Source organism: Niallia sp. FSL W8-1348, assembly GCF_038006745.1.
Classification (GTDB): Bacteria; Bacillota; Bacilli; order Bacillales; family Cytobacillaceae; genus Niallia; species Niallia alba.
On sequence record NZ_JBBOVV010000002.1, the window covers coordinates 629,477 to 644,661 of the forward strand.

The following is a 15,185-nucleotide window of genomic DNA, read 5'->3' on the forward strand; positions in this document are numbered from 1 at the left end:
ATGGTATTATTGTTTGTTGATTGCAATAAGTTATACTTTGAAAGAATCTTTGTGAGGTGAAAAAATGAAGATTCATTATCCAAATGGAAAAAGATATACACCTGTAAAAAATGTAAATACTAAATCGCAAAAAAAAATAAGTTATAGTAACCGAGGAATGAACTTAGAAGATGATTTGAATGAAACGAATAAGTATTACTTAGAATTTGGGAAGGCCGTCATACATAAAAAGCCGACACCTGTTCAAATCGTTCAAGTCGATTATCCGAAGAGAAGTGCTGCCGTCATTAAAGAAGCCTATTTTAAACAAGCTTCCACTACAGACTATAACGGTGTTTATAAAGGAAAATATGTCGACTTTGAAGCGAAAGAAACGAAGCATACTACTTCTTTTCCGCTTAATAACTTCCATGAACACCAAATTAAACATATGCGGATGGTATGTGAACAACAAGGAATTTGCTTTGTCATTATCTCTTTTTCAGAAACAAATGAAATATTCTACTTAGATGCAGGAAAACTCTTTATATTTTGGGAAAGAATGATAAATGGCGGAAGAAAATCGATCACAAAACAAGAACTAGCAATCAATGGTCATTCCATTAGCCTAGGTTATCAGCCTCGAATTGACTATATTAAAGTGATTGATACTATTTATGAATTCAACTAATTCCTTTTGTTTTTAGAAAGAAAGGTAGGAACAATTATGACAGATAAATATCAAACGCGAGAGGAGCGCCGCAAACAACTGGAAACCTCAAAGAAAAATGCTCCTAAAAAAGCACAGAAAAAAAGTGGTAAGAATTTGTTTAAACGCGTTCTGCTTATTTTATTAACAATCGGTATCATTGGTATTATTGCAGGCGGAGTAACATTTGCCATAATGGTTAAAGATGCACCCGAATTGAATCCAGAGACTTTAAAGGACCCTATTTCTTCTACGATCTATGACAAGAATAATAAGGAGATAGCAAAAGTAGGTGCCGTAAATCGGGACTATGTAAACTATGAAGATATCCCTGATTTAGTAAAAGATGCGTTTATCGCAACCGAAGATTCACGCTTCTTTAAACATCATGGAATCGATCCTATCCGCTTAGGTGGGGCAGTAATAGCAAACTTTAGAAATGGTTTTGGTTCAGAAGGCGCAAGTACGATAACACAGCAAGTTGTGAAAAACTTCTTCTTTAACCAGCCACAAAAAACATTAAATCGTAAAGCACAAGAAGCATGGCTTGCCTTAGAGTTAGAACGCAAGTACTCAAAAGAAGAAATATTTGAAATGTATGTTAATAAAATCTTTATGTCTGAAAATATGAGCGGGGTTAAAACCGCAGCAAAAGTTTATTTTGATAAAAACTTAGACGAGTTAACATTGCCAGAGGCTGCCCTCTTAGCAGGAATGCCACAGGCGCCAAATGCCTATAATCCATTTAATAATCCAGAAAGGGCAGAAAAAAGACGTAATATTGTCTTATCCTTAATGCATCAACATGGATATATTTCAAAAGCAGAAATGGAAGAAGCACAAAAGACTTCTGTGGAAGATTCATTAGTTGCAAAAGAGGATCGTCAAACAAATGATCTACCGTATGATCCATTTATAAAACAAGTTATTGCCGAAATCGAGAAAAAATATCCAGATGTTAATGTATTTACAGATGGATTAGAAATTTATACAACGATGGATAAAGAAGCACAGGAATATGTGGAAGAATTAATGTACGAAGGAGAGATTGTCCCATTCCCTGACGAACAATTCCAAGCTGGAATTACCTTACTAGATACGAAAACAGGCGGAATTTTAGCTCTTGGAGGTGACCGCGATCCAGATGTAAAGCTCGGGACAAACTATGCAACAGATATGAAGCGCCAGCCTGGATCAACCGCTAAGCCTATCCTTGACTACGGTCCAGCTGTTGAACATTTAAAATGGGGAACTTATCAAACGATTGTAGATGAGCGTACTACCTATTCAAATGGAACACCAATTAGTAACTGGGATAATAGCTATAAGGGATCTATGACTATGCGAAAAGCGTTAGAAATGTCAAGAAACATTCCTGCTCTTAAAGCTTTCCAAGCAGTCGGTGCTGAAAAAGCTAAAGATTTTGCAGTAAATCTAGGCATTCCGCTAGAGAATGCCTATGAATCCTATGCTATTGGAGCATTTGAAGCTAGCACACTAGAAATGGCTGGAGCATATAGTGCCTTTGGTAATGAAGGTGTATATAATACACCACATGCTGTGCGCTCCTTTAAATTAAAAGATGGTACTAAAATAAATATGGAGCCTAAATCAAAAGTAGTGATGCAGGATTATACCGCATTCCTCATAACTGATATGTTAAAAGGTGTACTTACAAGCAGTGATGGAACGGGAAATCTTGCTAATGTTCCAGGATTGCCTGTTGCTGGTAAGACAGGAACGACCAACTATTCGCAAGAAGAACGAACCAAATGGGGCATAACAGATTCTAGAAGTGTTCCAGATGCTTGGTTTGCTGGCTATACAACTAATTTTACTATGGCCGTATGGACTGGATACACGGAACGCAAAAACCCACTCACTCCTGGACCAAACCAGAAAATTGCTCAACAGATTTTCAAAGCAGTGATGAGCCATATTTCGGAAGATGTAGAAACAGCTGATTTTAAGAAGCCTGATAGTGTTGAAACAGTAAAAATCGAAAAAGGTACGTTTCCGGCAAGATTAGCAAGTTCTTATACACCAAGTAGTCAAATCCAAACCGAGTATGCCGTTAAAGGAAATATTCTGAACGAAGTATCACAAAAGTACAATAAACCTAATACTCCTACTGGAGTGAAAGCAACTTATAATGAGAACAGTGATGAAATCGATCTATCTTGGGACTATGGTGACAAAGAGGGCGTCAAATTTGACGTAAGTGTAAGTGTTGATGGTGGAGCTAATGAGCAATTGACTGTTACTTCTGACACAAGCTTAAAGATTGCCAAACCAACGCCTGGCAGCACCTATACCTTTACTGTAAAAGCAATTAAAAATGATCAGGATAGTGATCCTGCATCTGGCAGTATTTCCGTCCCAGCAAAAATCGAGGAACAGCCACCTGAGGATCCAAATGAGACAATAGATGACGAGGATGACCAAGACGATCCTAATGGCGAAGATTCTGATGACAATCAGGATGATGGAGACAATGAAGACTCTGATAATGGGGAAGAAAATAACAACAATCAAAGTAACAATAACGGGAATAACAACGATAATGGCAATAATGGTGGAAATAATAGTGGAAACAATACTGGTAACAACAATGGTCAAAATAATACGAATTCCAATGATGCTAACCAAAACCAAAGCCGAAATAGAGAACAGAATCGAAATGATTCCCAATAAAGTAAAACTTCCATAAGTGTGGGTCCCCACTTATGGTTAGTTGAACCAAGCGGCCCCTTTATGGACAGTAAGAGTAGGATAAACTGACGTGTAAAAGAAGAGGACAATTCCAACCGGAATGGTCCTCTTCTTTTATTTAGATTTTCTATTCAATCTTATTAATTTGATCGCATGCTGTTTTTCTAATTCTTTAAACAGCTCATCCAATTGTTTATAGGAATGATACCCATTTAATCTTTTTAGAATAAACTGGAGCCGATCTTCTAAATTGAAAGGTTTTATTTCTAAGCTACTGTCTACCAAACCATTTCTTAATACGACTGGTTTTTCGTTAAGCCAATATAAACATTCTAAAAAGTATTCCATTCCAATCGTTAGTCCCTGCTGAAGTCTAATCGTATCCCTCTCTTCTGCAAACGATTGTAATTCCTGTTTAAGCTGTTTCCACTTTTCCAAAACCAATTTTACACATTCAGAAAAGTTTGCTGTATTCCAAGGCTGATAACCTTCTTTATTATGGTAATAATTAGCTTCATGTAAAAAAGCTGGTGTTAATACTAAGCAATCAGTCACGATAGAAGGAAATTTTTTTACAACCGGGAACGGTCCATATAAAAGCTCAATTGGTGCATCTAATTGATGATTATCCATTATACAACACCTTTAGTCTTCATTCTTTTTTTTCCTTCTCTACACAAAGCTAAAAGTGGACAAACCGCACATTGAGGATTTTGCGCCTTACAGTGATACCTTCCAAAAAAAATCATACGATGATGTGTCACAGACCATTCATCTTTCGGAACTTTTTTCATCAAAGTTTTTTCTACTTCTAAAACAGAGTCTTTCCATCGACAAATTCCTAATCGTTTACTGACCCTTTCAACATGTGTATCGACAGCAATAGCGGGGATATTATAAGCAACAGAAACGACTACATTGGCCGTTTTTCTTCCGACCCCTGGTAAGTTAATCAATTCATCTCGATCCATTGGAATTTCACCATTATATTTTTCCAAAACCATTTGACAAAGCTTTTGAATATTTTTGGCTTTATTTCGATATAAACCAATGGACCGAATATCATTCTGCAATTCTTCTATGGGAACACTTAAGTAGTCTTCTGGGGTTTTATACTTTTGAAATAAATTTTTAGTTACCTTATTAACTAGTGCATCGGTACATTGTGCGGATAACGATACGGCAATAACCAATTCAAAGGGGTTAGAATGAACCAATTCACAATGTGCCTCTGGGAACATTTCCCCCATCGTATCCAGACAATATCTAATTTCATCTTTTTTTAGCATGTAATCCTCCGAAATGAATAAACTTTCTTCTATACAATAGGCTGTTATCGTAAAGTTTGTTGCGATTACCCGCACCGGAATACACTTCGCTTTCCGTGGGGCTAGGCTTAAGCCTCCTCAGCTTTGCCTCCGGGGTCTCAGATTGTCTCGCTAATCCCGGCTGCTCCATTTTTCCAACTATTTCTTTTTCCTATTGAAAAAACAACAATCCTTTAGAAAACAACCATACAAAAAAAGGTCGTCCTAAGAATAGATTGAGATTCTTTCATTTATCCAAGTAGTTTTTTTCTACTAGATATGTCTTGTAATGAAGTCTAAACCATTTATTCTTATAACAATCCCAGTTTTACGTAGTCAAACTTTTATATGAATGAACATTGTGTAAAGGAAGGAAGCAACCTACTTTCCTATTATCTCTAATAGTCAGCCTTCCACTTCACAATAATCAGTCATTCACTTACATTTACTTACTGTATCAATCTTAGCATTATTGATCTAACCAATTATAAAACGGTACTGCTTTTTTACTTGATGATTCCTCTCTCTGCTCGACTTTATATCCAGCTGTCTGATGCTGTCTAAACTTTTTCCCGTGGCTTTTCGCTTGTTCGATTGTCTTAATACCATTCTTCTTCCATTCAAACAAAATCCGATCAATATAACGAAAATTTAATTTACCCGAAATTACTGCTTCACGAAGAGCTGCTTTAATAATAACCATTTCATGCTGATCATCGTCTACCCACATATTTAGCGTTTCAATTTCAAAAGGAGATAGAGGTCTTCCAAATTCCTGTTCAAAGCAAGTATATAAATCTGATTCCTCTTTTTCTATTAAAGCTTCTTCTTCTTTTTTATTATTTAGCAAAAATTGTTCTATTAATTTATTCCAAAGAGGCTCTAATGAATAGCGTTCATACCGAATTCCGGTATCACTGTTACCGTCCAGTATTTCAATAAAACCTTTTCTGATTAACTGGCTCAATAATTCATGACATTCATTAATATCTATAGTCATTTGTGCAGATATTTCCGCCGGTGTCGGAAAATCATTACCTCGCTCTAAATAATAGTGCACCTGTAACAAAAGGACTAATTCTTTTTCATTTATTTTCAATTGTTTGTAATTTGTTAGAAGTGTGGAAGGAATATTGATATTCCCTTCTTGCAACCATTTTAAAAAAATTGTTTGATTCATTAAAGACACCTCTAATCAAGTATATCATGTTGGCCATAAGCATGTAATAATGAAAATCACCCAAACCTAGCAATAGTTAACAAAAGATTATTTTGTAATATTTGTTGCTAGAAGTGAGGAGCTTACCAAAAAGAAGAAGGGAGAAAATGAGGATTGTGAACAAGGTGAAACCTCACATTGAAAATTCGATGTGAGGTTTTCCTTAGACTAACTTTCCGTATTTTCTACCCTACTCTTTGATCATGGATATAGACGATTTAATAGTCTTGGGAAAGGAATCGTTTCACGAACGTGCTCTACTCCCGAAATCCAAGCAACTGTTCTTTCTAGCCCTAGACCAAAACCAGAATGTGGCACCGAACCATATTGTCTTAGCTCTAAATACCATTTATAAGTTTCTGGATCTAATTGATGCTCTTCGACGCGCTTACTTAAAAGATCCATATCATGAATACGCTCAGAACCACCAATAATTTCTCCATAGCCTTCAGGAGCAATTAAATCTGCACAAAGCACAACATCTTCTCTTTCTGGATGTGGCTGCATATAAAAAGGTTTAATTTTAGTTGGATAATGTGTAATAAACACAGGTTTATCAAAACTTTCCGCAATAGCCGTTTCGTGTGGAGACCCAAAATCATCTCCCCACTCAATATCATCAAAACCTTTTTCATGTAAGAATGTAATCGCATCATCATAGCTTATTCTTGGGAATGGCGCAGTAATATTCTCTAATTTAGAAATATCTCTTCCTAGTGTTTTAAGCTCTAATTGACAATTTTTCAACACGGACTGAACGACATAAGAAACATATTGTTCTTGAACTTCTAAGTTTTCTTCAAACTCTACAAACGCCATTTCTGGTTCGATCATCCAGAATTCAATTAGATGGCGACGCGTTTTTGATTTTTCTGCACGGAAAGTTGGTCCGAATGAAAACACTTTTCCTAACGCCATTGCTGCAGCTTCCATATAAAGCTGTCCACTTTGTGACAGATATGCATCTTCTTCAAAGTACTTTGTTGCAAATAGTTCCGTTGTACCTTCTGGAGCACTTCCAGTTAAAATTGGCGGATCTACCTTCACAAATCCATTTTCATTGAAAAATTCATAAGTAGCACGAATTATTTCATTTCTTACTTTCATTACTGCATGCTGACGTTTTGAACGCAGCCATAAGTGACGATTATCCATTAAAAATTCTGTTCCATGCTCTTTTGGCGTAATAGGATAGTCTGTAGAAGTATGAATCAATTCCACATTTGTTACAAGTAATTCATATCCAAACGGAGAACGTTCATCCTTTTGGACCGTACCAGTAACATATACAGATGATTCCTGTGTAATAGATTTAGCTGTTTGGAATACTTCTTCCGCTACATCACTTTTAACAATTACTCCTTGTACAAATCCTGATCCATCACGAAGCTGTAAAAAGGCAATTTTACCACTAGATCGCTTGTTGGCAATCCATGCACCTACTTTAACCTCTTTATCAACATATTTTGGTAACTCGGCAATAGTTGCTTTAATCACAATTAACTCCTCCAAAAACAAATAAATATATGTACTTAAATAGAGACTGCGGTTCTCTCTATACGAAAATAAAGGATATCTAAAACCGCTTCTTCCTACCGTTAGTAGAAGACTTAGTAGAAAACATACTAGTTAAGATAAAAAATATTCTACCAAAACATTATACCTTTACATCCTAAGACAATCAACACTATCGATCCTTCTAGGTAACAAAATTCATATTTAAAAACCAATACCTCTATCTCTATTAAAGCGATTTTCACACGTCCTCCCATTAAAAATGGTGAATAGAAAAGAGAATGCCAAGTAAGATTCGATAATCCTTATTGACATCCTCTACAAAAATCGCTTATTTGTTAACGACCATTTTCTTTTCTACAAACTGTTCCATTCGACTTACAGCAGCTTCTAACTTTTCCAAGGACGTCGCGTAAGAAAGACGGATATAGCTATCTGCTCCAAACCCTGACCCTGGGACAACCGCAACGAGTGCTTCTTCTAACAATGCTGTGGAAAACTCATCAACAGACTTAAAGCCTGTTAATTCAACTGCCTTTTGCACATTTGGAAATAAATAAAATGCCCCTTTCGGCTTTAAGCAAGAAAAACCAGGAATATTATTTAATTTCCCATGAATAATATCTAAGCGCTCATTAAACGCTTGGCGCATTTCTTCCACTGAATCTTGTGGACCTGCATATGCCTCAATCGTAGCATACTGAGATGGTGTTGTTGGATTCGAAGTACTATGACTGGCAAGATTAGTCATTGCTGTTATTATTTCTTTAGAACCCGCCGCATACCCAATTCTCCAGCCTGTCATCGAATGTGATTTGGAAACACCATTTATTATAATGGTTACTTCTTTTAGTGATGGTGATAAAGAGGCAATCGACACATGCTTACTATCTCCATAAACTAATTTCTCGTAAATTTCATCTGAAATAATCAAGATATTATGTTCTAGACAAATATCACCAATCGCCTGTAATTCTTTTTCCGTGTAAATCATTCCAGTTGGATTACTTGGTGAATTAATGATAACAGCTTTTGTTTTAGAAGTTATTGCCTTTTTTAATTGGTCTGGAGTAATTTTAAACTCATTTGCTTCATACCCCTCCACAAAAACAGGTACTCCTTCTGCAAGCTTCACTTGTTCTGGATAACTAACCCAATATGGAGTAGGAATAATAACTTCGTCTCCTTTGTCCAAAATAACCTGGAACAAAGTGTATAATCCATGTTTAGCACCATTTGTGACGATAATCTGATTTGCTTCGTATTCTAACTGTTGATCTCTCTTTAATTTTGCAGCAATTTCTTTTTTTAATGCTTGTAAACCTGATGCAGGAGTGTATTTTGTATGCCCTTCATTCATGCTTCTAACAGCGGCATCAATAATATTTTGAGGAGTGTTAAAGTCAGGCTCTCCAGCGCCTAAACCAATTACATCATGACCATCTGCTCTTAAACTCGCTGCTTTTGCAGTAATGGCCAATGTTGTTGATGGCGTTAAAGCATTAACTCTTTCTGCTAATTGAATTTTCATTTTTATTTACCACTCCTATTGGTTAATAATTTTCAATTGTTAACAGGATTTCTCCTGTTTCAAAATCTATCCAATGATAGTTTATGGAATCCTTGTCTGTATGAGAAAAAATCTCCCAGACAGGCAACCCATCATACATTCCTAGTCGGACAGCATTGACCTTTTCTGGCGATTGCTTCGATAATAATATATTAAGCGCTTCTTGTTTGGTCAGCCCATCTTTTTTTCGTTTTTCTGTTACTTGATGTGTTTTTTCATTAATCCAAACAATAATATCCTCATTATCATCGTTTTTTCCTTCTAAAATATAATAGGATTCTTTTCCATTATATAATTGAAAGCTGTCCATATTTTTCAAATCTGTTTCATTCATAGCAATTTCTTCCGCCGTTTCTCTCGCTGATTTAACAGGCTTCATTGCTTTAACATATGTATTAATACTTACAGCTAGTCCAATAAGGAAAACAACAATAATTATCCAAATCCATTTTTTCATTTTTTATATCACTTCTTTAAAACAGTATTTTGTTCATAGGTTATTATAACAGTATTTATAAATAGAAAGAAATTATTTTATTTAATAATTAGTTGTTTTTGTCTTGTAAACAACTAATTATTCAAACAGATTCCTTCATGTTTTGCTAGGCATTTAAGTAAAGGCTGTTTCGTAAAGCTTGTTTCCTACTACGCTCAGCCGGAATACATGAATACACTTCGCTTTCCGCGTAGCGTCTTCATGTATTCCGGCTGCTCCACTTTTTCAACTAATTCTTTTCTCCTATTGAAAAAACAACAATCTTTTGGGAAACAGCCTATGTAAAAAGAATTACAATCTTAAAATGCCTCCATTCTTTTGTACCATATCCTACATTAGCCAGTTTTCAATAAACTTAACCATTTCATCACTATTTTGCTGTTTAATTGGAACAGCTGGAATGGACTGCAAAAAAGTCTCTCCATAGGATGTAGACACAATGCGGCGATCAAATACAATAATAAATCCCTTATCTTCTTCTGTACGAATTAATCTGCCGAATCCTTGTTTAAAACGTAAGACTGCCTCGGGAAGACTGTTTTCTAAAAACGGGTTTCCACCCTTGTTCTTAATTAGCTCATTTTTCGCTTCAGTAAGCGGGTCTTCCGGTGAGGAAAACGGCAATCGAACAATGATTAAGCAGGTTAAATCCTCTCCAGGAATATCAATCCCTTCCCAAAAACTATTTGTTCCCAATAATATCGCTTTATCGTAACGTTGAAAATTACGTGTTAATCTCATTCTACTTCCATTTGTTATCCCTTGCGCCAAGATGGCATACTCTTCTAGACAGCCACTTTCTTTCATATAATCATACGTTTTTCTCAGCATATCATTTGCCGTGAAAAGAATTAGCATTCTCCCTTTTGTAGCTTGAGCGATTTTAATTATTTGTTCACCAATAGTTGACACATACTCATTTAATGATACCGTATTAACTTCTGGTACATCCGTTGGGATAAGCAATTGTACCTGTTGAGAGTAGTTAAACGGCGAATCGATTTGCACTTGCAATAAATCTTTTCCTAATCCTAAAACCTTTATATAATATTCAAATGAATTATTAACAGTTATAGTTGCTGATGTAAAAACAACACTTTTTTTCTTACTAAAGAACATATCTTGCAAAGTTTCTGCTACAGATGAAGGTTGCGTATATAAAACGGCATTATTCGGGTAGTTGTTTCTATCTGATTCTAACCATGCAATATGGTCTCCTTCTCGTAAGAACATTTCCCGCAAATGATTTATATACACTAACCAATCATTTAAAATAGACTCAATTCTTTCCACTACGAGCATTTGCGATGAGGTGATCTTTCTATCTTGATCTTTTAGCCGCTGAACTTTTTCTAAAAGAGCCTCTCTTGCATCTTTCCAAAGAAACACAAGCCTTTCTGCAACACTTTTAACCCCATTCCAATCTCCCAAATCATTTTTCTTTATACGATAGCTTCCTTTTCCATCTCTTCTTGGCTGATTTGTTTTCTTCACATAACAAAGCACCGATCGAAATAGCTCATCTAATTCTACATGGAGAGCAAGGATAAACTGATTGAACTCGATCTTTTCAGATGTAGATGAATCACCAATCATATTTTCTAAATGGTACATAAGCTGCTTTTGATCAGTCGTTCCAATTGCATTAATACTTAAACGAACAGCTATATAGGAAAAACGGAAGCCAAAATGCTTTATCGCTGTTTTTTCAAAGTGATGACCTTCATCGACAATGACATAATCATAGGCAGGAAGTAAATGTTGATCTGCTGTAAGATCTTTTACTAGCAAAGCATGATTCGTAATAATCAAATTCGCTTTTTGAGCAGCATTACGAGTCCTTCTATAAAAATCCTTCTGTGCCCACTCTTTTGAAATAGGCAACGAAAAATTGCCGTCATTTTTAATTTTTTCCCAATAATTATTGCCACCACTCGTTAAATTCAATTCATCTTTATCGCCTGTTTCTGTTTCCGTTAACCAAATTAAAATTTGCATTTTCGTTAAGACAATATCATAGTTATCTTCTTGTTCTTTTAAAGAGACTTCAAATTTATCTAAACTAATATAATGATTTCTTCCCTTTAACAAGGTATAAGTAATGGGAAAAGGAAGAAGATTTTTAAGCAACGGCAAATCCTTACGAAAAAGTTGTTCTTGTAATTGAGTAGTAAATGTACTAATAATTACTTGTTTTTTATGCTCTATCGCAAAATAAGCAGCCGGTACTAAATAGCCAAGTGACTTTCCAACGCCCGTTCCAGCTTCAATAAGTCCATGCTGATTATCCATTAGTGCTCGATGAACCACATTCATCATTTTTAATTGCCCTTCTCTTTTCTGATAAAAAGACAATGAATCTCTCATGCGTTTTTCAATTATATCCATATCAAAAGAAACTGAATAGTCTTTTCCTTGATTACCAGCTAGGTTATTAGGCAAGCGTTTAAGGGTTAATCCCCGATATACCTCCCAGTTTTCAGGTATATATTCTACTTTTGATTGTTTCTCTTGCAGCAGAGCTTGTAAATAAATATCTAAATCGCTTTTTAGCGATGAGCTTAAGAATTCTAATTTTTTTGTTGTTACTTGAGGCAGTGCGTTCAGCTTCTCCAATAATAATAGCAATAGTTCTGCTGTCACATAAGCATCACTATCTGCCTGATGTGGTCTACTATGGACAATCCCTTCTTGTGCTGCAAGATCCGTTAATTTATAACTGTCTGCAGTTGGGTATAAAATCCTTGCTAGTTCGACTGTGTCAAGAATAGGTCCATAAAATTGCCTGAAGCCAGCTTGTTCTAACTCTTCATTTAGAAAAGATAAATCAAACAACACATTATGTGCGACAAAATATGCATCTTCTAATAAACAAACAATTTTATCAGCTATCTCTTCAAAAATTGGTGCTGAATCCACCATTTCATCTGTTATCCCAGTCAATTCTTCAATAAACGGTGAAATCGGCTGGAGAGGATTTAATAACGAAGAGTATTCCTCTACTATTTTCCCATTCTCGATAACAACCGCGGCAAACTGGATAATTCGATCCCCTTTTCTCGGTGAATTACCGTTTGTCTCCAAATCAACTACTACAAATTTGTTACTCATTACGTCCACCTCAAACTTTCAGTCATTCAAACGGTATCATAAAAATGAGAAAAGGGAAAGATGTTAGTTCTTTATGTAAGAATTCTTTTTATTGTTCTTCCTATAGTTTGAATTCAAAATTAGAAAAAACACAATAAAAAATCCCAACAATCATACGAAATTTTGTTAACACTTCGTATGATTGTTGGGGGTTATCTTTAGCTGAAAGATTTATATTCCAGCCTCGATTTATTACAAGACTGTCTTTTCTGGTTCTTGGTGAAGAATAGTTGTAATGCGATTATATTCATCCATAATAGCAACTTTAGGTTGATGATGAATTAGCTCTTCGTTTGAAACATAACAATAAGAAATAATAATAACGATATCACCGACTTGTACAAGTCTTGCTGCTGCTCCATTTAAACAAATAGTCCCGGTTCCTCTCTTTCCAGGGATAATATATGTTTCTAATCTTGCTCCATTATTGTTATTTACAATTTGGACTTTTTCATTCGCTACCATTCCAACTGCATCTAAAATATCCTCATCGATTGTAATACTGCCAACATAATTTAAGTTTGCTTCCGTTACAGTTGCTCGATGGATTTTTCCGTTCATCATTATCCGAAACATTTGGATAACCCTCCATTATCGTAATATGTTTATCTAGGTGCATTGCTTAATTCAAAGATAATATTATCTATTAATCTCGCATTACTAAATTGAACTGCAATCGCAATTATAACCTTCCCTGTTCGCTCCTTTAGCTGCTCTAATTGAGGATAGGTTAGTATCTCAAAGTAGTCGACCTTTCCACTTGACTCTTTTTCGACGAGTGCAATAATGGAATTCTTTAGTGCTTCTACATCAACATTCCCTTTTATTAATTCACCTCTAGCAATACTAAGCGATTTATATAGAATTCCAGCTTCTTGCCTTTCCGTTGGAGTTAAGCGAATATTTCTAGAGCTCTTTGCTAATCCATCTTCTTCTCTAACAGTATTAACAGCAACTAGATTAATAGGAAAATGAAAGTCTTCAATTAATCCATCTACAACAGCAACTTGCTGTGCATCTTTTTTGCCAAAATAAACATTTGTCGGTTGTGCTAAATGGAACAGTTTCATCAAAACCGTTGCTACCCCATCAAAATGACCCGGTCTCGATCTGCCACATAGACAATCTGTACGTCGTTCCACTTTTACTGTCACAGACATTTGCACAGGATACATTGCTTCGACAGCTGGATGAAATAAATAATCTACGCCTTCTTCCATTGCCACCTGTTTATCATGCTCAAAGTCTCGTGGATATGAAGCTAAATCTTCCTTTGGTCCAAACTGCAATGGATTCACAAACACACTCATGATAACAATATCATTTTGCTCTCTGGCAGCTCTGAGAAGTGCTCGATGACCATCATGAAGATAACCCATCGTTGGAACAAATCCAATTGTTACTTGATCCTTTTTTAATTGAGTTGAAAGCTCCTGCAATTGCTGTGGGTTAGTGATAATGTTCATTAGGCTTTTCCTCCATATAAGCTTTTCACTTCTTCAGGTTTCATTTGAAAACTATGCTTTAATTCAGGAAAAGCACCAATTCTAACCTCAGAAATATATTGGTCGATAGCAAGAGAAATCGCTTCGTTCACATTCGTATATTGCTTCACAAATTTTGCAACACGCTCAACACCATATGTGATAATGTCATGGTAAACAAGAACTTGCCCGTCTGTATCGCTTCCAGCACCAATACCGATTATTGGAATCTCCAGCCTTTCACTTACTTCTTTCGCAACTTGCATCGGCACACACTCTAATACAATCGCAAAGGCTCCTGCCGCTTGACATTTCAATGCATTTTCAACAAGCAGTTTTGCTTCATCTGAACTTTTCCCTTGTACTTTATATCCACCTAATACACCTACTGATTGAGGTGTTAAACCTAAGTGTGCCATAACTGGTATCCCGGCATTTGTTAAGATTTTTATTTGGTCAATAACATCATCCGCGCCCTCTACTTTCACAGCATTAGCGCCAGTTTCTTGCATTAAGCGTGTTGCATTAATTAGTGTATCGCGACTAGATAAATGATAGCTCATAAACGGCATATCCATTACGATAAACGTATCTTTAGCTCCGCGTTTTACCGCTTTTCCATGGTGAATCATATCTTCCATCGTTACAGGTACTGTTGACTCATATCCAAGTACAACCATTCCCAAAGAATCGCCTACTAAAATTAAATCTGTTCCTGCTTGTTCAACTAATTTAGCTGAAGGATAATCATATGCTGTGATCATCGTAATCTTTTCAGCCTTCTGCTTCATTTTGATAAAGTCTGTTGTAGCTTTCACTAAGTTTTTCCTCCTTTTAAATAGGAAGAGGGAATGGTTTTAAACGAAAGGCTGTTTTCGTAAAGTTTGTTGCGATTACACGTAGCCAGAACACACTTCGCTTTTCGTGGGGCTAGGCTTAAGTCTCCTCAGCTTCGCCTCCGGAGTCTCAGACAGTCTCGCTAATCCCCGCGTGGCGTCTTCGCGTATTTCGGCTGCTCCATTTTTCCAACTAATTCTTTTTTTC

At 35.9% G+C, this 15,185-nt stretch carries 12 protein-coding genes; 2 read left to right on the plus strand and 10 right to left on the minus strand.

Features of this window, described 5'->3' with window-relative positions:
* The first annotated feature begins 64 nt into the window (after positions 1-64).
* Both recU and NST60_RS21555 read left to right on the plus strand, forming a co-directional pair.
* Complete coding sequence (gene recU / locus NST60_RS21550; RefSeq protein ID WP_101730971.1) at positions 65-670, plus strand: Holliday junction resolvase RecU; 606 nt, start codon at positions 65-67, stop codon at positions 668-670.
* Between the two features lie 36 nt (positions 671-706).
* The gene (locus NST60_RS21555; RefSeq protein WP_169188764.1) at positions 707-3,382 is read left to right on the plus strand and encodes a transglycosylase domain-containing protein; all 2,676 of its coding nucleotides are present in this window, start codon (positions 707-709) and stop codon (positions 3,380-3,382) included.
* 132 nt (positions 3,383-3,514) lie between these two features.
* Here NST60_RS21555 and NST60_RS21560 read toward each other — a convergent pair whose 3' ends face one another.
* The 10 genes from NST60_RS21560 to panB form a co-directional block, all read right to left on the minus strand.
* Entirely contained in the window at positions 3,515-4,033 is a 519-nt protein-coding gene (locus tag NST60_RS21560; RefSeq protein ID WP_101730969.1) for a YpoC family protein, read from the minus strand.
* Positions 4,033-4,689, minus strand: coding sequence for an endonuclease III (gene nth / locus NST60_RS21565; RefSeq protein WP_016203073.1), 657 nt, complete (start codon positions 4,687-4,689; stop codon positions 4,033-4,035). The genes NST60_RS21560 and nth overlap by 1 nt, the downstream gene beginning before the upstream one ends.
* Before the next feature lie 487 nt (positions 4,690-5,176).
* Entirely contained in the window at positions 5,177-5,887 is a 711-nt protein-coding gene (locus NST60_RS21570; RefSeq protein ID WP_016203071.1) for a DnaD domain-containing protein, read from the minus strand.
* 240 nt (positions 5,888-6,127) lie between these two features.
* The gene (asnS, locus tag NST60_RS21575) at positions 6,128-7,423 is read right to left on the minus strand and encodes an asparagine--tRNA ligase (protein WP_016203070.1); all 1,296 of its coding nucleotides are present in this window, start codon (positions 7,421-7,423) and stop codon (positions 6,128-6,130) included.
* A 349-nt stretch (positions 7,424-7,772) separates the two neighbouring features.
* Positions 7,773-8,972 carry an aminotransferase class I/II-fold pyridoxal phosphate-dependent enzyme gene (locus NST60_RS21580; RefSeq protein WP_101730968.1) on the minus strand — a complete coding sequence of 400 codons (1,200 nt, stop codon included), beginning with the start codon at positions 8,970-8,972 and terminating at the stop codon, positions 7,773-7,775.
* 22 nt (positions 8,973-8,994) lie between these two features.
* Entirely contained in the window at positions 8,995-9,468 is a 474-nt protein-coding gene (locus NST60_RS21585; protein WP_016203068.1) for a cell wall elongation regulator TseB-like domain-containing protein, read from the minus strand.
* 369 nt (positions 9,469-9,837) lie between these two features.
* Positions 9,838-12,618 (minus strand): ATP-dependent DNA helicase DinG, encoded by a 2,781-nt coding sequence (gene dinG, locus NST60_RS21590; protein ID WP_101730966.1) that lies wholly within the window; start codon positions 12,616-12,618, stop codon positions 9,838-9,840.
* Between the two features lie 231 nt (positions 12,619-12,849).
* Positions 12,850-13,233 (minus strand): aspartate 1-decarboxylase, encoded by a 384-nt coding sequence (panD, locus tag NST60_RS21595; RefSeq protein ID WP_016203066.1) that lies wholly within the window; start codon positions 13,231-13,233, stop codon positions 12,850-12,852.
* 29 nt (positions 13,234-13,262) lie between these two features.
* Complete coding sequence (panC, locus tag NST60_RS21600) at positions 13,263-14,123, minus strand: pantoate--beta-alanine ligase (RefSeq protein ID WP_016203065.1); 861 nt, start codon at positions 14,121-14,123, stop codon at positions 13,263-13,265.
* Positions 14,123-14,959, minus strand: a complete 837-nt coding sequence (gene panB / locus NST60_RS21605; RefSeq protein WP_169188765.1) for a 3-methyl-2-oxobutanoate hydroxymethyltransferase — start codon at positions 14,957-14,959, stop codon at positions 14,123-14,125. Before panB ends, panC begins: the two co-directional genes overlap by 1 nt.
* Between the last annotated feature and the right edge of the window lie 226 nt (positions 14,960-15,185).

What these genes read in the sequence shown, in the direction of transcription:
- recU (WP_101730971.1), top strand. Translation starts at nt 65, where the DNA reads ATGAAGATTCATTATCCAAATGGAAAAAGATATACACCTGTAAAAAAT.
- NST60_RS21555 (WP_169188764.1), top strand. Translation starts at nt 707, where the DNA reads ATGACAGATAAATATCAAACGCGAGAGGAGCGCCGCAAACAACTGGAA.
- NST60_RS21560 (WP_101730969.1), bottom strand. Translation starts at nt 4,033, where the DNA reads ATGGATAATCATCAATTAGATGCACCAATTGAGCTTTTATATGGACCG.
- nth (WP_016203073.1), bottom strand. Translation starts at nt 4,689, where the DNA reads ATGCTAAAAAAAGATGAAATTAGATATTGTCTGGATACGATGGGGGAA.
- NST60_RS21570 (WP_016203071.1), bottom strand. Translation starts at nt 5,887, where the DNA reads ATGAATCAAACAATTTTTTTAAAATGGTTGCAAGAAGGGAATATCAAT.
- NST60_RS21580 (WP_101730968.1), bottom strand. Translation starts at nt 8,972, where the DNA reads ATGAAAATTCAATTAGCAGAAAGAGTTAATGCTTTAACGCCATCAACA.
- NST60_RS21585 (WP_016203068.1), bottom strand. Translation starts at nt 9,468, where the DNA reads ATGAAAAAATGGATTTGGATAATTATTGTTGTTTTCCTTATTGGACTA.
- dinG (WP_101730966.1), bottom strand. Translation starts at nt 12,618, where the DNA reads ATGAGTAACAAATTTGTAGTAGTTGATTTGGAGACAAACGGTAATTCA.
- panD (WP_016203066.1), bottom strand. Translation starts at nt 13,233, where the DNA reads ATGTTTCGGATAATGATGAACGGAAAAATCCATCGAGCAACTGTAACG.
- panC (WP_016203065.1), bottom strand. Translation starts at nt 14,123, where the DNA reads ATGAACATTATCACTAACCCACAGCAATTGCAGGAGCTTTCAACTCAA.